Raw genomic sequence first — 21709 nt, 5'->3', positions numbered from 1 at the left:
GGCCATGTTGTTTTGTGTGTCTGTCGCCTGGTGTTTCTACTAGCGGTGCACGACCACCAGCACGGCCTTGGCCTCGGTCTTGCCCGTATTGCGGATCACATGATTCTGGTCGGCCGGGTAGCGCGCCGTCGCGCCGTGGCGCACCTTTTTCTTCTCCGGTCCCACTTCCAGCTCCACGGTCCCCGTGATCACTGTCAGGTGTTCGCCCGTCCCCGGATCGTGCGCCTGCGACGCCAGTTCGCCACCGGGCGCCAGGGTCAGCTCATACCATTCATACTTGCCGGCCAAATCCATCGGGCCGAGGATGCGCAGCGAATAGCCGGCGTGCGCGCCGGGCAGGGTGGGGATTTCGTGCGCGTCCACCAGCCGGATGAGTTCCGTCGGGCGCACGTCGGACGACAGCAGTTCGCTAATCTGCACGCCCAGTGCATTGGCCAAGCGCCAGGTGATGGCGATGGTGGGGTTGGCTTTTTCGCGTTCGATCTGCGACAGCATCGATTTCGAGACGCCGGCAATGCGCGACAGGTCTTCCAGCGTCAGGCCACGGGCCAGGCGCAGGCGTTGCAGTGTGGCGCCGACTTCGGGTGGCGCGTTGTTGGTTGAAATTGTATTCATTGCCGCATAAGGTGTTGAGGACCGGCTTGCCAAGTCGATTGGGCGCGGGTAATATCCACTATATTGAATCTTTGTTCGATATACAGGATAAGTCTTCTACATCGAACAAACCCACGGTACAGCATCCGCCAACTGCCGGTCAAGCCGGACCATCCACGGAACAGGAAAAACACCATGAGCGACCAGACTTTCTACAACGGCCTGCAGCAAAAACTCGACACCTTGCGTAGCGACGGCCTGTTCAAGCCGGAACGCGTACTGGCTTCGCGCCAGGGCGCCGAAGTGGTCGCGCAGGATGGCCGCACCCTGATCAATATGTGCGCCAACAATTACCTGGGCCTGGCGGGCGATCCGGAAACCCAGCAAGCCGCCGCCGCCGCACTGGAAAAATACGGCTACGGCCTGTCGTCAGTGCGCTTCATCTGCGGCACCCAGACCGTGCACAAGGAACTGGAAGCGGCGCTGTCGACATTTCTGGGCACCGAAGACACGATTCTGTACGCCGCCGCGTTCGACGCCAACGGCGGCGTGTTCGAGCCGCTGTTCGACGAGAACGACGCGATCATCTCTGACGCGCTGAACCACGCGTCGATCATCGACGGCGTGCGCCTGTGCAAGGCGGCGCGCTACCGCTACGCCAACAACGACATGGCGGATCTCGAAAAGCAGCTGATCGCGGCCACCGAAGCGGGCAAGCGCCACAAGATCATCGTCACCGACGGCGTGTTCTCGATGGACGGCACGATCGCCCAGCTGGACAAGATCGTCGCACTGGCCGAGCAATACGGTGCGCTGACGATGATCGACGAGTGCCACGCATCGGGCTTCATGGGCGCGACCGGTCGCGGCACGCACGAACACTGCGGCGTGATCGGCAAGATCGACATCATCACCGGTACGCTGGGCAAGGCCCTGGGCGGCGCGATGGGCGGTTTCACGTCGGGCAAGAAAGAAGTGATCGAGACGCTGCGCCAGAAATCGCGCCCGTACCTGTTCTCGAACACGCTCGCGCCGATGATTGCCGGCGCCTCGCTCGCGGTACTCGAGCGCATCTCGAAGTCGACCGAACTGCGTGACCGCCTGATGGAGAACACCGCGTACTTCCGCGCCGAGATCGAGCGCATCGGCTTTACCATCAAGCCGGGCACGCACCCGGTGGTGCCGGTGATGCTGTTCGACGCACCAGTCGCGCAGAAATTCGCGGCGCGCATGTTCGAGCTGGGCGTGCTGCTGTCGGGTTTCTTCTATCCGGTGGTGCCGATGGGCCAGGCGCGCGTGCGCGTGCAACTGTCGGCGGCGCACACCCGCGAACAGCTGGACATCGTGCTCAAGGCATTCGAACAAGCCGGCCGCGAGCTGGGCATCATCAAGCAACAATAAATAATAAATACATAGGCAAGGAAACACAGCATGGAACGCATCCTCATCATCGGCGCCAACGGCCAGATCGGCAGTGAACTGGTCAGCGCGCTGGCCGAGCGCCACGGCGCGCAGAACGTCATCGCGTCGGACATCGGCGAGAACAACCTGTACGGCGCGGCGCGCTACACCCGCCTGAACGTGCTGGACAACGACGCGCTGGCAAGCCTGATCGCCGACGAAGACATCACCCAGGTCTACCAGCTGGCCGCCATGCTGTCGGCCACCGGCGAAAAAGCGCCACTCAAGGCCTGGAGCCTGAACATGGATGGCCTGCTCAACATCCTCGAAATCGCGCGCGAGCGCGGCGACGTCGGCAAGCCACTGAAAGTCTTCTGGCCCTCGTCGATCGCCGCCTTCGGCCCGAACACGCCGGGCGAACAGACGCCGCAGTTCACAATCATGGACCCGACCACGATCTACGGCATCAGCAAGCTGGCCGGCGAGCGTCTGTGCGAGTACTATCACAGCAAGTATGGCGTGGACGTGCGCAGCATTCGCTACCCGGGCATCATCAGCTACAAGTCGCCACCGGGCGGCGGCACCACCGATTACGCGATCGCGATCTTCCATGCGGCGCTGCGCGACGAGACCTACGAATGCTTCCTCGGCCCCGAGACCACGCTGCCGATGATCTACATGCCCGACGCGATCCGCGCCACCATCGAACTGATGGAAGCACCCGCCGAACAGGTCGCGATCCGTTCGTCGTACAACGTGGCCGGCGTCTCGTTCAACCCGCGTGAACTGGCCGCCGCAATCCAGAAAGCGCGGCCTGATTTCGCCATCGCCTACGCGCCGGACAGCCGCCAGCAGATCGCCGACTCGTGGCCCAAAAGCCTGGACGACAGCCGCGCGACCGCGGACTGGGGCTGGCAATCGCGCATCGGCATCGACGAAATGGTCGATTCGATGCTGGCCAATATCGACGTCGGCATCAAGGCAGCAGCGTAAGACCTCGCCTTAAAATAAAAAAGCAGGAGACACAAGATGGACATGAGCGTGTTTGATTTGTTCAAGATCGGCATCGGCCCGTCGAGTTCCCACACGGTGGGCCCGATGGTCGCGGCGCGCCGCTTTCTGCTCGAGAGCGGCATGCTGGACGAGGCGGTTGGCGTCGAGGCGCACCTGTACGGTTCGCTGGCGCTGACCGGCGTCGGCCATGCCACCGACAAGGCCGTGATCCTGGGCCTGATGGGCGAGACGCCGCAGGAGCTCGATCCGGCCTCGGTCGACGACAAGCTCGATCTCGCCGCGCTCGATGGACAGATCGCACTGCTGGGCATCAAGACCGTGCCGTTCGACGCCCGTGTCCACCTGGTCTGGCACAAAGCGTCGACGCTGCCCGAACACCCGAACGGCATGCGCTTCGTGCTGCAGCTGCGCGATGGCAGCATCATCGAACGCATCTATTATTCGGTCGGCGGCGGCTTCATCACGGCGGCCGGCGAAGCGCAGGCGCGCGCCGCGGAACCCGTCGGCACGCCGGTGCCGTACCCGTTCGACACAATGGTCCAGCTGCTCGAGCATGGCCGTACGCACGGCCTGACGATCCCGCACATGCTGCGCGCGAACGAGCGTGTGCGCATGAGCGACGCCGACCTCGATGCCGGCCTGGACCGCCTGTGGCGCGTGATGCGCGACTGTATCTGCCAGGGCCTGAAGACGGAAGGGCGCCTGCCGGGCGGCCTGAATGTGCGCCGCCGCGCGGCCGCCCTGTGGAAGCAGGCGCAGGAAACCCAGCCGCAGAACGCCTTGCCGCACGACGCCGTGCAGCAGGTCAGCCTGTACGCGATGGCAGTCAACGAAGAAAACGCCGCCGGTGGCCGTGTCGTTACGGCGCCGACCAACGGCGCAGCCGGCATCATCCCGGCCGTGCTGCGCTACTACGCCGAAGACTGCCGCCCGATCGATCCGCAGCGCGGCGTGCGCGACTTTCTGCTCACGTCGGCTGCGATCGGCATGCTGTGCAAGAAGAACGCGTCGATCTCGGGCGCCGAAGTGGGTTGCCAGGGCGAGGTTGGCGTGGCGTGCGCGATGGCGGCAGCGGGCCTCGTTGCGGCGCTGGGCGGCACCAACGAGCAGATCGAGAATGCGGCCGAAATCGGCATCGAACACCATCTGGGCATGACCTGTGACCCGATCGGCGGCCTGGTGCAGATCCCGTGCATCGAGCGCAACGGCATGGGCGCGATCAAGGCGATCACGGCGGCGTCGCTGGCGCTCAAGGGCGATGGCGTGCACTTCGTGAGCCTGGACAGCGTGATCGAGACGATGCGCCAGACGGGCGCGGACATGCAGGTCAAGTACAAGGAAACGTCGCTGGGCGGCCTGGCGATCCACGTCGTGACGGTCAATCACGCCGCGTGCTGATTTACATCGGTTCGGCAATGGCGCAGTCAGCATTACGTATTGATGACTCTGATTGCGATGTGCAGCAATTGTTCTGGTGAACGTACTCTCTCGCCATCCAGAGCCCAGCGCCAACCCAGATAGTTGGCGAGATAGCGCGACGCCACACCGCGAAAGCCCCGCAACCAATCCTTGAAGCGCTGATGATAGGCATTCACGTTTTGCACGTGAATTGCCAGGCTGCCCAGGCGCCTGGCCCGTACCCCGGAATGCAGATTGACGGTCTCGTGCGTGATCCCGTGCTTGCGTGCAAAAGCCCTGTAGGCGACATGGCTGTCGCTGACCAGAAAGGACTGGGGATCGAGTCTGGGCAGCAAGTCGCGTTCGAGCTGCACGGCCGTCAATGCGCCGCGCCCCGTGACGGCATCGACCGTGCGTCCGTTGCGGTCACGTGCCACCAGAATGCAGTCGAGTTCTCCGGAAATGCCGGGCCTGGCGGCGCGGCCACCCCGCCGCCGCGCGGGCCGGTCGAGCGCACGCGAACCTTTCTGCGATTCAAGCAGAAAGGTTTCATCGGCTTCGACGATACCATTCAGGATCTTCGGCCGGTCGAGCTTGATCCAATGCAGGAAGCGGTGGCGCCAGCGGAAAGCCGTGTTGCGGTGCACGCCAACCAGGTCTGCCGCCTTGCGTACAGGCAGTGAATCGAGCAGAACTTGTGAATAGGCGAGCCACTTGGCCTTGTGCCTGAGCCTCGCCAGAGGCGTGCCGGTGAGGTCATTGAAGGTGCGTCCGCAATCGCAGCACCGGAAGCGTTGCAGGTCGTTGGCGAACCCGTGCCGGTTACAGCGCACGCTGCCACAGCGGGGGCAACAGCGGCCCGGCGACCTGGCGTGCGCGATGAGTGCGACGACCTGGTCGAGCCCGGCGGCAGGATGCAAGGCATCCAGCACCTGCCGGCGCTGCGGGACGTTCAGCAATGGCAAGTTGGCGAACCAACGCGTGAAACGGGGTGCTTTCATGCTCGACTCCTGGCGCTGACGACAGGGGTTGGACCACGAAAATGCACATCAGTTCATAGCTCGGCACTATTTAACGTTGACTGCGCCTCGGCAATCGTTGGGCGGCCAGGGCATCGGCCGCCCAATTTTATTGGGTGACATGACTTTTTTGCAGCACAGCATACAATTTCTCTGGCTCCCACTATAATTGACGATCCACCCGAGCCAACTGGATTTACAACCGTATGCACTATGTGTCCACCCGCGCGACGAGCGCGTCCGCAGCACGCAATCCCGAGAACTTCTGTGACATCCTGCTCGGCGGCCTCGCCCCGGACGGCGGCCTGTACCTGCCGGCCGAGTACCCGCAGGTCACGAGCGCCGAGCTCGACGCGTGGCGCACGCTGTCGTACGCCGATCTGGCGTTCGAGATCCTGCGCAAGTTCGCCACCGATATCCCGGATGCCGACCTCAAGGCCATCACGACGCGCACTTACACGCCTGCCGTGTACTGCAACGCCCGTGCCGGCGAGTCCGCTGCCGAGATCACCCCGCTGCGCGTGCTGGAAGACGGCCGCAATGGCAAGCTGATCCTGCAAGCGCTGTCGAATGGCCCGACGCTGGCGTTCAAGGACATGGCGATGCAGCTGCTCGGCAACCTGTTCGAATATGCGCTGGCCAAAAACAGCGATGAACTGAATATCTTCGGCGCCACCTCGGGCGACACCGGCAGCGCGGCCGAATACGCGATGCGCGGCAAGAAGGGCGTGCGCGTGTTCATGCTGTCGCCGCACGGGCGCATGAGCGCGTTCCAGACCGCGCAGATGTTCAGCCTGCAAGACCCGAACATCTTCAATATCGCCGTGAAAGGCAACTTTGACGATTGCCAGGACCTGGTCAAGGCCGTCTCGAACGACCTCACGTTCAAGGCGCGCCAGAAGATCGGCACCGTCAATTCGATCAACTGGGCGCGCGTCGTGGCCCAGGTGGTGTACTACTTCCGCGGCTACCTGGCCGCCACCACGAGCAACGACCAGAAGGTCTCGTTCACCGTCCCGTCTGGTAACTTCGGCAATATCTGCGCCGGCCACATCGCCCGCATGATGGGCCTGCCGATCGACAAGCTGGTGGCCGCCACCAACGAGAATGACGTGCTCGACGAATTCTTCCGCACCGGCGTGTATCGCGTGCGCAAGGCGGCCGAGACGTTCCACACGAGCAGCCCGTCGATGGACATTTCGAAGGCGTCGAACTTCGAGCGCTTCGTGTATGACCTGGTCGGGCGCGACGCCGAGCGTACGCACGCCTTGTTCCGCAAGGTCGACACGCATGGCGGCTTCGACCTGTCCGGCAAGCCGGGCAGCGATGGCGACGAATTCAAGCAGGTGGCGCGCTTCGGCTTCGCCTCGGGCCGCTCGACGCACAACGACCGCCTCGACACGATCCGCGATGTGGCCGACGACTACGACATCACCATCGACACCCACACGGCCGACGGTATCAAGGTCGCGCGCGAGCACATGGCGCCGCGCGTGCCGATGATCGTGCTGGAAACCGCACTGGCCGCCAAATTCAACGAGACGATCCTCGAAGCGCTGGGCACCGATGCCGAGCGTCCGGCCGGTTTCGACGACATCGAGGCGCTGCCGCAGCGCTACGTCGTGATGCCTGCGGATGTCGCGCAAATGAAGGCGTACATCGCCGATCACACGGGGCTGTAACATGAACGCACCAGGACAACGACCGCCGATGCTGACGGTGCGCGAGGCGCTGGACGTGCTGCTTGCCGCCGCGCGCCCCGTGACGGCCATCGAAACAATCCCCACGCTGGACGCCAACGGCCGCGTGCTGGCAGAAGACCAGCTGGCCACCATCGACGTGCCATCGGCCGACAACACGCAGATGGATGGCTACGCCGTGCGCGCCGCCGATTGCGCGAGCGGCGAGGCGACGTTGCGCGTGGCCCAGCGCATCCCGGCCGGCCACGTCGGCCAGCCACTCGAACCCGGTACGGCAGCGCGCATCTTCACCGGCGCCCTGATTCCGCCGGGCGCCGACGCCGTCGTCATGCAGGAGCAGTGCGAGGCCGCGGGCGACAATGTGACCGTGCGCCACGCGCCGGCCGATGGCGAGTGGATTCGCCGCAAGGGTGAAGACATCGGCGCCGGCAGCGTGATCCTGACGGCCGGTACCCGCTTGCGCAGCCAGGAGCTCGGGCTTGCCGCTTCGGTGGGCCTGGCCGCGCTGCCCGTGCACCGGCGCCTGCGTGTGGCCGTGTTCTTCACGGGCGATGAACTGGCGATGCCGGGCGAGGTGGCGGCGCAGGATCTGGCACCAGGCGCGATCTACAACTCGAACCGCTTCACGCTGCGCGCGCTGCTGGAAAACTTTGGCTGCGAGATCACCGACTTCGGCATCGTGCCCGATACGCTGGCCGCGACGCGCGCCACGCTGCGCGACGCCGCGCAGGCGCATGACCTGATCATCACGTCGGGCGGTGTGTCGGTGGGCGAAGAAGACCATATCAAGCCGGCCGTCGAGGCGGAGGGGCGGCTGTCGATGTGGCAGATCGCCGTCAAGCCGGGTAAACCGCTGGCGTTCGGTGAAGTACGCCGCGAGGCAGGGGGCGATGAGGGTGACGCGTTCTTCATCGGCTTGCCGGGCAATCCCGTATCGAGCTTCGTCACCTTCCTGCTGTTCGTGCGGCCGTTTCTGCTGCGCCTGCAGGGCGTGCATGGTCCGGTCGAACCGCGCGGTTATCTGGTGCGCGCCGATTTCGACCTGCCCAAGGGCGACCGCCGCAACGAATTCCTGCGGGCGCGCTTCAATGCAGGTGGTGGCCTTGAACTGTTTGCAAATCAGGGTTCCGGCGTGCTGACGTCGACCGTCTGGGGCGATGGCCTCATCGACAACCCGCCGGGCAATGCGATTGCCGCGGGCGACCTGGTGCGCTTCATTCCGTTCGCCGAACTACAGCATTAGGATTGTCATGAAGATCAACGTGAAGTATTTTGCCGCGCTGCGTGAAACAGTCGGTACGGGGCAGGAACAGCTGGACCTGCCGCCTGACGTGGCGACCGTGGGCGCGGTGCGCGAATTGCTGCGCGCGCGCGGTGGCGTCTGGGCCGAGGCGCTGGCGCCTGAGCGCGCGGTGCGCATGGCCCATCAGCAGGTGATGTGCGACGGCGCCACGCCCGTGGCGGCCGGCGCCGAAGTGGCGTTCTTCCCGCCCGTGACGGGCGGGTAAGCTTTCACAAAGTCAGATCGCGGCGATCGACTGCTCGGCCAGCGCCATCAGTTTGGCGCAATTGCTGTTGCGGGCCGCGAAGTCCTTCCAGGCCGTGTTGCGCGCGACTTCCTGCCAGCCGCGCAGCGCGTCAGGATTGAGGTCGACCACGCGCGCGCCGACGCCGCGATACACGGTCGCGACTTCAGCATCGTCCATGCGCGCCGAATTCATCGCGAACTTTTCCAGATCGGCGCCCACCGTCATGACGGCCTGCTGCTGCGCCTTGGTCAGACGCTCGAACACGGTGCGCGACATCAGTAGCGGCTCGAACATGAACCAGTACGAACCGCCGCGCGCTGTCGTCAGCGAACGGGCTGTCTCCTGCAGACGGAACGAGATCAGCGACGTGGATGACGTGAGCGCCGCATCGAGGGCGCCGCTGCGCATGGCGTTGTAGATCTCGTTGGACGGCATGTTGACGACCGTGGCGCCCGCGTTCTGCAGCAGCATGTCCATTTCGCGCGAGCCGCCGCGCACTTTCAGCCCGCGCGCATCGTCGGGGGTGATGATCGGGTCGCCGCGCGACGCCACGCCGCCCGCCTGCCAGATCCAGCTGACGATGACCAGACCCTGTTCGCCAAGGATGCGCGACAGTTCACGCCCGACGGGTGCATTGCGCCAGCCATAGCCCTGTTCGTACGACGTGACGAGTGCCGGCATCAGGCCAATATTGGCTTCCGGCGCCTCGGCACCCGCGTACGACAGTGGCACCAGCGCCATGTCGAGTTTCCCGCTGCGCAGCGCGCCGAATTGTGCGCCCGGCTGCATCATGGTCGAGTCCGGATAGATCGAGAACTTCACGCCGCCGCGCGTGCGCTTTTCGACCTCGGACGCGAACATGCGGCACAGGCGGTCGCGAAAGTCGCCCCGCGCGATGCTGCCGCCGGGGAACTGGTGCGAGATCTTGAGATTGTTGGGTTGGGCCCACGCCGAGCCCATCCAGAGTGGGCTGGTGGCGAGCGCCCCGAGTACTGTCCTGCGCGTAGCGAACGATTCGATTTCTACCGACATATACATCCTCCAAGATGTTGTAACGGACTGCCGGGCGAATCGTGGCGTGCCTCGTCGGTGCGGGCGTCATCGTTCGCAGCTGGCTAGGACAAGAATATGCCTGCTGCGCGGCATGTCAAGCGGAATATTGCAGATCTGACAAATGGAACATTCTGGAGGAATCGCCTGGCCGGTGGTATCAGCGCGCCTGCTCATCCTTGCAGACCGCGCAGGCGATGCCGCGGCTGGCCTGGCGCCAGCGTGAGGCGACAAAGATCGCTGCCGCCGCGGCCGACCAGGCCAGCGTGCCGGGCCAGGTGGCAGCCAGGGTGTCGCCGCGCATCAGGTCGACGGCGGCAAGCAGCAGAAACATCGTGCCGGCGGCCAGCAGGAACTGGCCGATCCAATAGGTAGCAGGGCGCATGGAAAACTCCTTTCAACGACGGTCGAAAAAGCGGCGCAGGATGCCGGCCAGGGCCAGCGGCTGGTCGATCATCAGGAAGTGCCGGGACGGCGCGATGGGCACCACCTCGACCGAGGGGATGCCCTCGACCAGGCTGCGGTAGTGCGCGACCTTGTCATCTGCCGTCATCGTGTCCTGCGCCCCATCGTACTGGTAAAACGGCGCCACCACCAGCACCGGCGCGGTGATCTTTTCCAGGCCCGGGCGCAGGTCGAGCGCCAGCGCGTCGGCCACGTAGGCGCCGACGGCGGCGCGGTCGCTGCGCAGCAGCAGTGGCGTGATGTCGTCGGCCTTGCCGATGTCGAGCACGCCCTGGCCGCGCATGTACTGGCGCTGCTGGGCGGCCCAGGCGTTGGGGTCGGCCACGGCCATCGTGTCGCGCACCCGCTGCGCCGCTTGTGGGCGCTGCGCGGGCGGCATGTTCTCGGTACCGGGGAACACCGGCAGGCCGTCGAGCGCCACGACGCCCCCGATGCCGTTGCCTACATCCTGCGCGACGGCGTAGGCGAGCGTGCCGCCCAGGCTGTGACCGACGAGGATCGGCTTGTTCAGCTTGCGCTGCGCGATTAATCCTTCCAGTGCGGCGCGGGCGCCTTCAAAGGGTTCGCCAGTTGGGCCCGGGCGGCCGTCGAAGCCGGGCAGCGTCACGACATACAGCGTGAACTCGTCCTTGAACTGGCGGATCACTTCCTGCCATACCCATGGGCCGCTGGCCAGGCCAGGAATCAGGATTACCGGGCGGCCCTTGCTGCCATGGCGCTCGACCAGCAGCGCGCCGGATTCAAAGGTTTCGGCCGGCTTGATGCTGGCGGCAAAGCGGTTCGCGCTCTGGGGTGCCGTGGCCGCAGACTGTGCTTGGGCGGCGGCAAAGGGGGCGGCGCCGAGCGCCAGAGTCAACAACAGTGCAGCTTTCATGCGGTCTCCTGATCAGGTGTGAAGATGGCTTCGACCGGCAGGCCGAACAGCCGGGAAATGGCAAAGGCAAGGGGCAGGCTGGGATCGTAACGGCCCGTCTCGATCGCGTTGACGCTCTGGCGCGAGACGTCCAGCCGCTCGGCCAGATCGGCCTGGCTCCAGCCCTGCGTGGCGCGCAGTTCGCGGATACGGTTTTTCATCGCGTCTGCAGTTTCTCGTGCACCGAGCGTACCAGGCAAACGAGCATGGTCGCGCCGCACAGCACCATCCACACGGCGAACATCGACATACGCGGATAGCCGGCGGTCTCCAGAAAACCGTAGCTGAAGGTGAGGCCGGCGGTCAGGCCGGCGGCCAGCGCAAACGATTCGAGCAAAAAGCTGCGCAGGTATTCGTCGACCCGGCCCAGGTGACGCGCGATCGCCCACAGCGCCAGGCAAAAGCCGATCATCGGCGAGAGCAGCACCAGGATGCGCAGCAGGCCGTCGTCCATTGGCCTGCCGAAGCGGATGGAGGCCATCAGCAACACCGCATAGACCAGGAACGCGCCGGCCATCTCGCGCAGGTACGCCGTGTGAACCCGCTTCTCGTGCTTGCTCGCAGCCATCTGGTGCCTCTCGTGGTTAGTAAAGGATGCTTTACATCGTAGGCCCGCTATTTTGGGATGTCAAGCATCCTTTACAGCGTTTTTCGGGGTGGGAAGTCGACTACAATGCGGGTCCCGCTTTTTCTCGTTCGTCACCATGACCCAGCCCGCCAATTCTGCCGTTTCGCCCCGTGTCGTCGTGATCGGCGGCGGTCCTGCAGGCCTGATGGCGGCCGAGACGTTGGCCGCAGCGGGCGTGCAGGTCGACGTCTGCGATGCGATGGCCAGTGTCGGCCGCAAGTTCCTGCTGGCCGGGAAGGGCGGCATGAACATCACGCACTCGGAACCGTATGCCGATTTCGTGCAGCGCTACCGCGACCGCGCCGTGCACGTGAACGGCTGGCTCGAAGGGTTCGATGCCGACGCCGTGCGCGCCTGGATCCACGACCTTGGCATCGAGACCTTTGTCGGCACGTCGGGCCGTGTATTCCCGCTCGAAATGAAGGCCGCGCCGCTGCTGCGCGCGTGGCTGCACCGCCTGAAGGACAGCGGCGTGCGCTTTCACATGCGCCAGCGCTGGCTCGGCTGGCAGGATGGCCGCCTGCGCTTTGCCACGCCGGACGGCGAACGACTGGTCGACGCCGACGCGACGATTCTGGCGCTGGGCGGCGCGAGCTGGGCGCGCCTGGGCTCGGACGGCGCCTGGGTCCCGCTGCTGCGCGAGCGTGGTGTCGAAGTCGCGCCGCTGGCGCCGGCCAACTGCGGTTTTGACACCGGCTGGAGCGCGCATTTCAGCAGCCGCTTTGCCGGCGCGCCGCTGTTGACGGTGGCGGCCGGCGTGCGCGGTGCCGACGGCGCCATCGCCTGGCGCAAGGGCCAGCTGGTCGTCACGGAAGGCGGCGTCGAAGGCAGTCTGGTGTATGCGTTGTCGGCGCCGCTACGTGACGCGATTGCGCGCGATGGCAAGGCCACGCTGTGGCTCGACCTGGCGCCGGATCACAGTGCTGAACGGGTGTTTGAGGAGGTGACGCGCGGGCGGGGTTCGCGCTCGATGTCGAGCCACTTGCAAAGCCGGCTCGGCATCAAGGGCGTCAAGGCAGGCCTGCTGCATGAGTGCCTGTCAAAGGCCAATTACGCCGATCCGGCGCGGCTGGCCACGGCGATCAAGGCGCTGCCGGTGACGCTGCTGCGCGCGCGCCCGATCGACGAGGCGATCAGCAGCGCGGGCGGCGTGCAATTCGATGCGATGGTCGGCCAGAGCGCGATGCTGCGCGCGCTGCCCGGCGTGTTCGTCGCCGGCGAAATGGTGGACTGGGAAGCGCCCACCGGCGGCTACCTGCTGACGGCCTGCTTTGCCAGCGGACGTGCGGCGGGGCGGGACGTGCTGGCCTGGCTGGATGCTGCACAGCGGTGACATTCCGTGAATTATTCGGGGCGCATGCTTGGTAAGATAAGCGCTTCATCAGCGTTCCGCGCCACGTCCATTTCATGAACTCCTTTCGCGTACTGACGCTCGCAGTTGTTCTCGCCGTTGCGCATGTCGCCGGCGCCCCGAGCGCCCGTGCAGGCATCGGCTGCGGCCAGCCATGTCGTGGCCTGGTGCTCGAAGCGCAGGCGCTGGAGGGGCGCGCCCGCTACCAGGAAGCGCTGGCAAAGTACAAGGCGGCCGAACAGGCCGATCCCACCGCCTCGATCCCGCTGTCGCTGGCGGCGGGCCTCGTGCTGAAACTCTCGACGGTGGCGCCGCAGGACAAGGCGCCGCAGCTGCGCGACATGGCGCGCGCGCTGGCCGAGCGGGCGACGCTGCTGGCGGCCGACGATCCGGTCGCGCAAGAAGTCCTGCGCATGCTGGACGATCCGGCGCCGCCGCCGCTGCATCAGCCCAATGCCAGGGCGGCGAAACTGATGGCCGAAGGCGAGGCGGCATTTGCGCGCCAGGACATCAAGGCCGCGCTGGCAAAGTACGAGGCGACGATGCTGGCCGATCCGCAGTATTCCAGCGCCTGGGTCGCCGCCGGCAACTGTCATTATGTGCAACGGGACTGGAAGGGCGCCGAGGCGCTCTTTCGTCAGGCGACCCTGATCGAGCCGCACAATGCGCAGGCCTGGCGCTACTTGTCCGATGCGCTGTTCTACCAGGACAAACGGGGCACGGCCGAGGCGATGCTGTACAAGGCCATCGAGGCCGACCCGTCACAGCGGCCCAACTGGAGCAAGCTGGCCAGGTATCGGGCCGGCGCCGGCTTGCCACTGAAGGCGCTGAGCCTGCGCCGTGGCGTACGCGTGGCGGAAAACGCGGACGGCAAATACGTGATCAGTCTCGATTCGCAAACGGATGGGGAGAAGACGCCCGATCATGCGTTCCGGCTGGCGCTGGGCATGAACGAGGTTGCGCTGCGCACCGACGACAAGGACAAGCGCAAGTCGGCGTTCGAGATCGAGCTCGAAACGTGGCGTCGGGCCTTGAAGAGCGCCGATGAGGCCGAGGCAAATAGCGGCGCAGGCATCACTGATCCGGGCCTGTTGCAGATGCGGGCGCTGGCGCGCGAAGGACAGCTCGAACCGGCGATCCTGCTGCTGATGTTCAGACAGGCGTACCGGCCGGCGCTGGGGGCGTGGATGGCCGCGAATCCGGGCGGGGTCAAGTATTTCATCGACCGCTATGGCGTGATGCCTTGAGCATCCTGCAGCCGGGCGCTGGCATCCCGGGCCGGCGGGTATAGTCGACACCATGCCTTCTTCTTCCCGTTATCCGAACACGCCGGACGGCCGCTACTTTGTCGTCAAGGGGCGCCTCTGGCGCAGCAGCAATCCGCATCTGGCGCCGGACGAGCGCCAGCAATTGGTGAATCAGTTGATGGACGCACGGCGGCAGGTCGGGGCAGCGCTCAAGGTGAACGATGATGCAGCCGAGCGCGCGGCCCGCGTCGCTGTCGATGAGGTCAAGCGGGCGCTGGGAGAGCGTGGGCCGGTCTGGTGGAGTGATGGCGCGCCGGATTACAACCGGCGCATGGCGGTCAATACGCCGTATGCGGCGTGGTTCGAGGCGCTGGACGGGGTGGAGTCCAAGTCCAGGTCTTCGCACGCTCGCGCGTGACGGTCAGTCAGTAACCTTGCCGCGCAGTGCCTTGGTCTGGCTGCTGCGCGTCTTGCCGTCGAGCCGCCGCAGTTGCGAGCCGCGTGTTGGCCGGGTGGGACGGCGGATGACCGGCACGATCGCGGCCTTGTCGACCAGTTCCTGCAGGCGCCGCAGCGCGTCTTCCTTGTTCTGTTCCAGGCTGCGCGACTGTTGCGCCTTCAAAACCAGCACGCCTTCATGCGAGATGCGCGTGTCGCGCAGCGCCAGCAACCGCTCCTTGACCGGCTGTGGCAGCGACGACGCCGGAATGTCGAAGCGCGCATGCACGGCGCACGAGACCTTGTTGACGTTCTGCCCGCCCGGACCCTGGGCCCGGATTGCGCTGAATTCGACTTCGGCTGGATTGACATGTGGGGTGAGGGCGGCCATCTCGGTCCTGGTTGCATGATGTGCCGTGCAGGTTCGCAGCAGCAGGCGCATTGTAAGCGTTGACGCGCCGGCCTGCTGCCTGCAGTGTCTTCGACGCGCAAAATGGGCGCGCGGCCAGCAACGATTGTCAAAAGCGACGACAATACCGGCCTACTTTCATTTGCACGGTCCCTGTCATGTCCAATCCTTCCACTCTGTCGATGGCGCCCCGCGTCGATCTCAATGTGCGCCCGCTTGGCGTGGCGTTGTTCCTGCTCGTGCTTGGCGCGTGGTATCTCGCGCAGGCGGTGAGCGGCCGCCAGTCGGCGCTGTATATCGTCGGCGCGCTGCTCGGCGTGGCGCTGTACCACGCGGCGTTCGGCTTCACGTCGGCCTGGCGCGTGTTCATCGCCGATGGCCGTGGCGCCGGCCTGCGCGCGCAGATGGTCATGCTGGCCGTCGGCGTGGCGCTGTTCTTCCCGGCGCTGGCTGCCGGCACGCTGTTCGGCAACCCGGTGACGGGCCTGGTGCAGCCGGCCGGCACATCGGTGATCTTCGGCGCGTTCATTTTCGGCATCGGCATGCAGCTGGGTGGCGGTTGCGCCTCCGGCACGCTGTATACGGTCGGTGGCGGCAGCACGCGCATGATCGTCACGCTGCTGTTCTTCATCATCGGTTCGCTGATCGGCACGGCGCACATGCCGTTCTGGACCTCGATGCCGCAACTGGCGCCGCTGTCGGCCGTCAAGGAACTGGGCCTGGCGCCGGCGCTGGCGCTGAACTGGGGCATCTTCGCGCTGATCGCGTTCATCACGATCGTCGTCGAAAAGCGCCGCCACGGCAAACTGGTCCCGGCGCAGGTGCAGCCGCCGCATCGCTCGCCATGGCTGCATGGCCCGTGGCCGCTGCTGGCCGGTGCGCTCGCGCTCGTGGTGCTCAACTTCGCAACGCTGGCGCTGTCCGGCCGTCCGTGGGGCGTGACGTCGGCCTTCGCCCTGTGGGGCGCGAAAGCGGCCGCAGTGATGGGCATCGACACGGCCAGCTGGACCTACTGGTCCACGAAAGCCAACGCCGCCGCACTGGCCTCGCCGATCTCGCAAGACGTAACGTCGGTGATGGACATCGGTATCGTGCTGGGCGCGATGCTGGCAGCGGCGCTGGCCGGCCGCTACGCCCCAGTCTGGCGCCTGCCGCTGCGCTCGCTGATCGCGGCCATCGTCGGCGGCCTGCTGCTGGGCTACGGCGCCCGCCTGGCCTACGGCTGCAATATCGGCGCGTACTTCAGCGGCATCCTGTCGGGCAGCCTGCACGGCTGGCTGTGGCTGGTCGTCGCCTTCATCGGCAACGTCGTCGGCACCCGCCTGCGCCCCTTCTTCGGCCTCGAAGTCGAGCGCCTGAAACCCACCGCCTGCTGAGCAAACGCAGGGTCAGTGTCGATTTATTAGCCAATTGATTAACTGAAGTTGTCAAACAATTCGACTCTGATCCTAATTATCCAATAGACAATTGCCCAACAATTGGGGTCAGAGTCGAATTATTGAGCAACTGATTTACTGAAGTTGTCAAACAATTCGACACTGACCCTATTTGTTTGGCGGTTATTCTTGGTAGGTGACGCTGCCGCTGCCCGTGCGGCTGGTGCTGCGTTCGGCGGGGTTGCCGCAGACTTCGACGTCGCCGCTGCCGCTCAGGGTGATGCGGATGGTGTCGCGGGCCTGGACGACGCTGTCGCCGGAGCCGGTCTGGCTCAGCGTGACTTCGCTGGCGCGCAGGTGTTCGGCGTCGAGGCGGCCGGAGCCTGTCGTGTCGGCTTCCAGAGCACGGGCAGTGCCGGAGACCGTGATGCTGCCCGAGCCCATCAGGCGGGTGTCGACGCGGTCCATGGCGGCGCCGCCATTGACGTCGAGGTCGCCGCTGCCGGTCAAGCCGACCGTGGCGTCGCGGTAGCGGCCATTGAAGCGCACGCTGCCCGAGCCATTGAGCTGGACTGCGATGGCGTCGCCCGAAAAGCCGTTGATCGTGCTGTCGCCGCTGCCTTCGATCGTCACCGATGTCAGTACCGGCAGCACCAGCTCGACCACCAGCGGTTCGCGGTGGCGCAGCACCATGCCGCGGATGCCGATGCGCAGGACCTTGCCGTCGCCCGTGACCTCGACATTGCCCAGCATGCGCTGCTCGCCGCTGACCCGCAGCATCGGCGTGGCGCCGTAGCGCAGGTTCAGGTCGATGGGGCCGTCGAGTTCGACGATCTCCACGCCGGCCGGTACCGGGCGCGTGTCCTGGGCGACGGCGCGGCCTTCGGCGGCGCTGACCGTGCCGCTGGCCTTGAGCATGCTGTAGCTTAGCGCGACGAGCACCGCTGCCAGCAGCAGCAGGCTGAAACCCACTTTCATCAATGAGCGCATGGCGGTTATCCCTTCAACAACGACATGTTCATGTTCACGTAGCGGCGGATGCCGGCGATCGTGTACTTGCTGAACACCAGCGACAACAGGAACAGCGCAATGCCGCCGAGGATCAGCCCGCACCCGAGCACCACCTGCGTCGTGCGCGAATCGGGATCGAGGTCGGTTGTGATCTGGATGCGGCGTTCGGCCACCGCTTCAGCGCCGCGCAGCACGCGCGAGCGCTTGTCACGATTGTCGCTGACGACGTCGGCGGCCTGTCCATCGTCGCCCGCCTCGGGCCGCAAATCCGGCCTCAGCACCGGCTCTTCATACACCTGGATGCCATGCTCGCCGATCGACACCCGGGTCTGCGTTTCGCTTGCGCCGTCGTCGTTCGTCATTTCGAGGCGGCTCAACGGGGCGCTCAGCACCAGCTCGTTCGAGCCGGCCAGGCCACTGGCGGTGACGGCAATGCCTGACACATAGACACCAAACGCCGACACGTACAGCGCCATCAGCAGCGACGCAAACACCGCCGCCGGAATCAGCATGAACAGGTTGAACACCAGCAGGCCGAAGCCCGACACCATGGTGCGCGCCACGGAGCCCGCTGGCGGCGCCGGCTTGTGCGCCAGCTGCGCGAAATGGGCATTGGTGCGCAGCGTCAGGGCGACGTCACGCGGGTCGCCCAGCTCGCGGGCCACATCCGGTTCAAGCCGCCCGAGCGCTGCGCCGTCGACGAAGCGCTGTTCGTACCAGGCGAGCGTCTTGGCCTGCACGTCGGGCGGGAGTCCCATCAACGCGCGCTTGAGCGCATCGAGGTAGTCGAGCTTGGAGAAAAAGTAAGCCATACGATGTGTGCCGGCCTAGTGATGACCGAGGACCGGGATCGCACCGATCGCGCTGGCCGTGCCGGGGGCCCCGCCGCCGATCAGTTCGGGCATGACGAGTACGAGCGTGCTGGCCGCCACGAGAAGCAGCAGGGCGACCGTTCGCAGTCCGAGTCGGGGTGTCATGGTGATGTCCATCAGGCGTGTTTCGATGGTGCTACTCTATGGCGCCGGCCGCCGCTGCACCATCGCCGTGCGACAGGCTGCGCTTTTCGCGGGGCAGGGCGCCATAGGCGAGGATGGCCGTCGCCGCCCCCTGACCGCTGCGCACCGCCGTCTCCAGTGTCGCCGGGTAGTCGCTGGCCGTGTAGTCGCCCGCCAGCACCACGCCCGGGAGTGGCGTGACGTTGCCTGGCCGGACCAGGCCGGGCGCGCAGGTGAACGTGGCGCGCTTCTCGGTAATCAGCTGGGTCCAGACCGGCGCTGCCAGTTCGGGCCGGCCGAAGTCGCGCGCCAGCTGCGCCGCAATGGCGCCAGCGAGCGTCTCACGCGGCAGCGCTGCAGCCTCGGCGGCGGCGCTGACGACGACAGCGAACACGCCATCCTGGCCCGGGTCGAGCTGGGCACGGTCGAACACGAACTGGCCCCAGCGGCCTGCCTGCGGATCGTCCAGCAACGCGCAGAACGGCAGGTCCAGGCGCGTGCCCGGTGCATATTGCAGGTAGCAGGTCGCGATCGGCTCGTACGTGAAACCATCCAGTTGCGCACCAAGCGCGGCGCAGTCGGCAAACGGCGCCAGCAGCGTGGCGCTGGTGCTCGCGGGCGTGGCCAGCACGACGGCATCGACGCGCTCCTCGCCCGCGCCCGTTGTCAGGCACCAGCCATCGCTATCCACGTTGCGCGCGATCGCCGCAACCTTGACGCCAGCGCGCACTGTGTGACCTTCATGCGCAAGCCAGGCACCGGCAGGCTCCGGAAACAGCGCGCCCATGGCCACGCGCGGCAACAGCATGTCGGATGCCGCGCGCCGGCTGGCGCCCAGGCTGTCGCGCAGGACCGCCAAAAATACATTCGCTGACGCGCGCTCGGGCGGCGTATTGAGCGCCGCGATGCACAGCGGACGCCACATCAGTGTGGTGAGTCGCTCGGTCTGGTCGAAGCGTTCGAGCAGTTCGGCCACCGTGCAATCGACGTCCAGCGCCCAGCCCATCCAGCGCCCGGCGCTGTTGAAACGGGCCAGTGCGAGCTTGTCGGCGCGGGTCAGGCCGTTGGCGCGCAGCAGCGCGAACGCCAGGTGCAGCGGCGCGGGCAGGCGTGATGCAACGAAATCCATGCCGGCGCCGCCGGGCGGATAGCGCATTTGCACCGGCAGGCGCAGCAGCGCCGCATCGGGATCGACGCCCACCTGACGCAGCATGCGCAGCGATTCGGCGTAAGCGCCCAGCAGGATGTGCTGGCCGTTGTCCAGCGTCAGGCCGCGTACGTCGACCCCGCGGGCGCGCCCGCCAAGGGTGCGCGCTGCTTCAAACAGGATGACGTCCGCGCCCTTGCGCGCCAGCGTTACCGCTGCTGCGCAGCCGGCCCAGCCGGCGCCGACGACTGCAACGCGCAGTCTAGGTGCGGACATACGTCTTCCACGCCAGCCACAGCTTGCGCAGCGGCGTGAGCGAGATGCGCTGGTTCAGCACGTGGTAGCCGTCGCGCTGGATTTCATCGAGCAGCGTGCGGTAGATCGACGCCATCATGAGTCCCGGACGCTGGGCGCGCCGGTCTTCCTTTGGCAGCAGGGCCAGTGCTTCGTCATAGATGGCTTGCGCGCGCTTGGCCTGGAACGCCATCAGCGCTTCGAATTTCTCGCTGTGCTGGAGCTTGAGCAGGTCGTTCGCCGTGACGCCGAACTGCTGGAGTTCGTTGACCGGCAGGTAGATACGGCCCTTGCGCGCGTCGTCGCCCACGTCGCGAATGATGTTCGTCAGCTGGAACGCGAGGCCCAGTTTTTCGGCGTACGCCAGCGTCTGCGGATTGGTGTAGCCGAAAATGCTGGCCGACAGGATGCCCACGACACCCGCCACGTGCCAGCAATAGCGCTGCAGGCCGGGGTAATCGAGATAGCGGCTCTGGTCGAGGTCCATCTCCATGCCGTTGACGATCGCCTGCAGGTGCTGTTCTTCCAGCTTGTAGACCGCGATATGGGGCTGCAGCGCCAGCATCACCGGATGCGTCGGCGTGCCCGCATACATCTTCGAGACCTCGGTGCGCCACCACGCCAGCTTGATGCGCGCGACGGAACCGTCGGTGGCTTCGTCAACCGTATCGTCCACCTCGCGGCAAAAAGCGTACAACGCCGTGATCGCGCGCCGGCGTTCGGGCGGCAGGAACAGGAAGCTGTAGTAGAAACTGGAGCCGCTTTGAACGGTCTTTTGCTGGCAGTATTCGTCTGGAGACATGAAAATCGTCGTGGAGTGCTGGTTGGGCGGCTGCGGCACGGCTGTGCCGTCAGGCGAGCATTCTAGCAGGGTAGACAGCGCAGCCGGCGATGTGCGCCGTGACTTTTACATGCGCAGCGCGCCCCAGCCGACGGCAACCCAGTCCGCGGTGCCCAAGGTCGGGCGGCGCCGGTACACATCGTAGCCGGCGCGCTCGATCCGGTCGAGGATGCGCAGGCCGCCCTGGACGATCATGCGCAGCTCCCAGCCGATGCGGCCCGGCAGCCGCCTGGCCAGCGGCGCGCCCGACAGCATCAACGCGCGGGCACGCTCGACCTCGAAGCGCATCAGGGCCTGGAACGGTGCATCGACGACGCCTGCCTTCAGCGCCGTTTCGCTGACCTTATACCGCGCCAGGTCTTCCAGCGGCAGGTAGATCCGGCCCTTGGTCAGATCGATTGCGACGTCCTGGATGAAGTTAATCAGTTGCAGCGCGCTGCAGATGGCATCCGAGTCGCGCAGGTTGACCGCGTCGTCGGCCTCGTACAGGGCCAGCATCAGGCGCCCGACCGGGTTGGCCGAGCGGCGGCAATAGTCGAGCAGGCTCGCGTATTCCTGGTAGCGCGGCGTCACGACATCCTGCCGGAACGCCGACAGCAGGTCGCGCATCGGCCCGACCGACAGCCGGTACTGCGCCACGACATGCGCCAGCCGGGCGAACATCGGCTCATCGGGAACGCTGCCAGCCTCGATGCGGTCCAACTGCTGGTCGTAGGCTTGCAGCGCCGCCAGCCGTTCGCCAGGCGTGGCGTCGCCTTCGTCGGCCAGATCGTCGGCACTGCGCGCAAAGGCATAGATTGCCTCGACCGCCGGCACCAGGCGGCGCGGCAGCAGGATCGACGCAACAGGAAAGTTCTCGTAGTGATTGACGGCCATGTTTAGAGGGAAG

Annotated in this window: 24 protein-coding genes; 10 read left to right on the top strand and 14 right to left on the bottom strand. The window is 65.9% G+C overall.

All coding sequences use genetic code 11. The features are described from left to right. Positions 1–39 precede the first annotated feature (39 nt). Positions 40–615, bottom strand: a complete 576-nt coding sequence (locus tag IFU00_10795; GenBank protein ID MBD8542770.1) for a helix-turn-helix transcriptional regulator — start codon at positions 613–615, stop codon at positions 40–42. Between the two features lie 174 nt (positions 616–789). Here IFU00_10795 and kbl point away from each other — a divergent pair, with 174 nt between their 5' ends. From kbl to IFU00_10780, 3 genes are read left to right on the top strand one after another with little or no spacing between them, the layout of a single operon-like run. Next, on the top strand, positions 790–1995 hold the full coding sequence (kbl, locus tag IFU00_10790; GenBank protein ID MBD8542769.1) for a glycine C-acetyltransferase: 1206 nt from the start codon (positions 790–792) through the stop codon (positions 1993–1995). A gap of 30 nt (positions 1996–2025) precedes the next feature. After that, the gene (locus IFU00_10785) at positions 2026–2988 is read left to right on the top strand and encodes an NAD-dependent epimerase/dehydratase family protein (protein ID MBD8542768.1); all 963 of its coding nucleotides are present in this window, start codon (positions 2026–2028) and stop codon (positions 2986–2988) included. A 36-nt stretch (positions 2989–3024) separates the two neighbouring features. Further along, the gene (locus IFU00_10780; GenBank protein MBD8542767.1) at positions 3025–4407 is read left to right on the top strand and encodes an L-serine ammonia-lyase; all 1383 of its coding nucleotides are present in this window, start codon (positions 3025–3027) and stop codon (positions 4405–4407) included. 32 nt (positions 4408–4439) lie between these two features. Here the strand turns inward: IFU00_10780 and IFU00_10775 are convergent, their stop codons facing one another. After that, positions 4440–5408, bottom strand: a complete 969-nt coding sequence (locus tag IFU00_10775) for an IS1595 family transposase (protein MBD8542766.1) — start codon at positions 5406–5408, stop codon at positions 4440–4442. Positions 5409–5632: 224 nt separating this feature from the next. Between IFU00_10775 and IFU00_10770 the strand changes: the two genes are divergently transcribed. From IFU00_10770 to moaD, 3 genes are read left to right on the top strand one after another with little or no spacing between them, the layout of a single operon-like run. Then, positions 5633–7108 carry a threonine synthase gene (locus IFU00_10770; GenBank protein MBD8542765.1) on the top strand — a complete coding sequence of 492 codons (1476 nt, stop codon included), beginning with the start codon at positions 5633–5635 and terminating at the stop codon, positions 7106–7108. Between the two features lie 28 nt (positions 7109–7136). Then, positions 7137–8369 (top strand): molybdopterin molybdotransferase MoeA, encoded by a 1233-nt coding sequence (locus tag IFU00_10765; protein ID MBD8542764.1) that lies wholly within the window; start codon positions 7137–7139, stop codon positions 8367–8369. Between the two features lie 7 nt (positions 8370–8376). Then, complete coding sequence (gene moaD / locus IFU00_10760) at positions 8377–8634, top strand: molybdopterin converting factor subunit 1 (protein MBD8542763.1); 258 nt, start codon at positions 8377–8379, stop codon at positions 8632–8634. Positions 8635–8646: 12 nt separating this feature from the next. On the opposite strand, the gene dctP is transcribed toward moaD, so the two are convergent. The 5 genes from dctP to IFU00_10735 all read right to left on the bottom strand — a co-directional run bounded on the left by dctP (position 8647) and on the right by IFU00_10735 (position 11651). Next, positions 8647–9687, bottom strand: a complete 1041-nt coding sequence (gene dctP, locus IFU00_10755) for a TRAP transporter substrate-binding protein DctP (GenBank protein MBD8542762.1) — start codon at positions 9685–9687, stop codon at positions 8647–8649. Positions 9688–9865: 178 nt separating this feature from the next. Next, positions 9866–10090, bottom strand: a complete 225-nt coding sequence (locus IFU00_10750) for a hypothetical protein (GenBank protein MBD8542761.1) — start codon at positions 10088–10090, stop codon at positions 9866–9868. Between the two features lie 12 nt (positions 10091–10102). Continuing rightward, positions 10103–11044, bottom strand: coding sequence for an alpha/beta hydrolase (locus IFU00_10745; GenBank protein ID MBD8542760.1), 942 nt, complete (start codon positions 11042–11044; stop codon positions 10103–10105). Next, entirely contained in the window at positions 11041–11244 is a 204-nt protein-coding gene (locus IFU00_10740; GenBank protein MBD8542759.1) for a helix-turn-helix transcriptional regulator, read from the bottom strand. The genes IFU00_10745 and IFU00_10740 overlap by 4 nt, the downstream gene beginning before the upstream one ends. Next, the gene (locus tag IFU00_10735; GenBank protein MBD8542758.1) at positions 11241–11651 is read right to left on the bottom strand and encodes a hypothetical protein; all 411 of its coding nucleotides are present in this window, start codon (positions 11649–11651) and stop codon (positions 11241–11243) included. Before IFU00_10735 ends, IFU00_10740 begins: the two co-directional genes overlap by 4 nt. A 136-nt stretch (positions 11652–11787) precedes the next feature. Here IFU00_10735 and IFU00_10730 point away from each other — a divergent pair, with 136 nt between their 5' ends. The 3 genes from IFU00_10730 (at position 11788) to IFU00_10720 (ending at position 14727) form a co-directional block, all read left to right on the top strand. Next, positions 11788–13044, top strand: coding sequence for a TIGR03862 family flavoprotein (locus IFU00_10730; GenBank protein MBD8542757.1), 1257 nt, complete (start codon positions 11788–11790; stop codon positions 13042–13044). A 74-nt stretch (positions 13045–13118) separates the two neighbouring features. Continuing rightward, positions 13119–14309: a hypothetical protein gene (locus IFU00_10725; protein MBD8542756.1), complete on the top strand. Its 1191-nt coding sequence runs from the start codon at positions 13119–13121 to the stop codon at positions 14307–14309. Positions 14310–14361: 52 nt separating this feature from the next. Then, entirely contained in the window at positions 14362–14727 is a 366-nt protein-coding gene (locus IFU00_10720; GenBank protein ID MBD8542755.1) for a hypothetical protein, read from the top strand. Positions 14728–14730: 3 nt separating this feature from the next. Here IFU00_10720 and arfB read toward each other — a convergent pair whose 3' ends face one another. Then, a complete protein-coding gene (arfB, locus tag IFU00_10715) occupies positions 14731–15138 on the bottom strand; it encodes an aminoacyl-tRNA hydrolase (protein ID MBD8542754.1) in 408 nt (135 codons plus the stop codon). Between the two features lie 176 nt (positions 15139–15314). On the opposite strand from arfB, the gene IFU00_10710 reads away from it, so the two are divergent. Beyond that, positions 15315–16532, top strand: coding sequence for a YeeE/YedE family protein (locus tag IFU00_10710; protein MBD8542753.1), 1218 nt, complete (start codon positions 15315–15317; stop codon positions 16530–16532). 183 nt (positions 16533–16715) lie between these two features. Here IFU00_10710 and IFU00_10705 read toward each other — a convergent pair whose 3' ends face one another. The 6 genes from IFU00_10705 to hpnC all read right to left on the bottom strand — a co-directional run bounded on the left by IFU00_10705 (position 16716) and on the right by hpnC (position 21696). Next, positions 16716–17522 carry a DUF2807 domain-containing protein gene (locus IFU00_10705; GenBank protein MBD8542752.1) on the bottom strand — a complete coding sequence of 269 codons (807 nt, stop codon included), beginning with the start codon at positions 17520–17522 and terminating at the stop codon, positions 16716–16718. A 5-nt stretch (positions 17523–17527) separates the two neighbouring features. Then, positions 17528–18355 carry a DUF1700 domain-containing protein gene (locus IFU00_10700; GenBank protein MBD8542751.1) on the bottom strand — a complete coding sequence of 276 codons (828 nt, stop codon included), beginning with the start codon at positions 18353–18355 and terminating at the stop codon, positions 17528–17530. 15 nt (positions 18356–18370) lie between these two features. Next, the gene (locus tag IFU00_10695; GenBank protein MBD8542750.1) at positions 18371–18520 is read right to left on the bottom strand and encodes a hypothetical protein; all 150 of its coding nucleotides are present in this window, start codon (positions 18518–18520) and stop codon (positions 18371–18373) included. Between the two features lie 31 nt (positions 18521–18551). After that, positions 18552–19961 carry an FAD-dependent oxidoreductase gene (locus IFU00_10690; protein ID MBD8542749.1) on the bottom strand — a complete coding sequence of 470 codons (1410 nt, stop codon included), beginning with the start codon at positions 19959–19961 and terminating at the stop codon, positions 18552–18554. After that, a complete protein-coding gene (gene hpnD, locus IFU00_10685; GenBank protein ID MBD8542748.1) occupies positions 19948–20781 on the bottom strand; it encodes a presqualene diphosphate synthase HpnD in 834 nt (277 codons plus the stop codon). Before hpnD ends, IFU00_10690 begins: the two co-directional genes overlap by 14 nt. Positions 20782–20886: 105 nt before the next feature. Next, positions 20887–21696, bottom strand: coding sequence for a squalene synthase HpnC (gene hpnC, locus IFU00_10680; GenBank protein MBD8542747.1), 810 nt, complete (start codon positions 21694–21696; stop codon positions 20887–20889). Between the last annotated feature and the right edge of the window lie 13 nt (positions 21697–21709).

This window comes from Oxalobacteraceae sp. CFBP 8761, assembly GCA_014841595.1.
Classification (GTDB): Bacteria; Pseudomonadota; Gammaproteobacteria; order Burkholderiales; family Burkholderiaceae_D; genus Telluria.
This window is presented reverse-complemented; position numbering and strand designations above follow the sequence as displayed.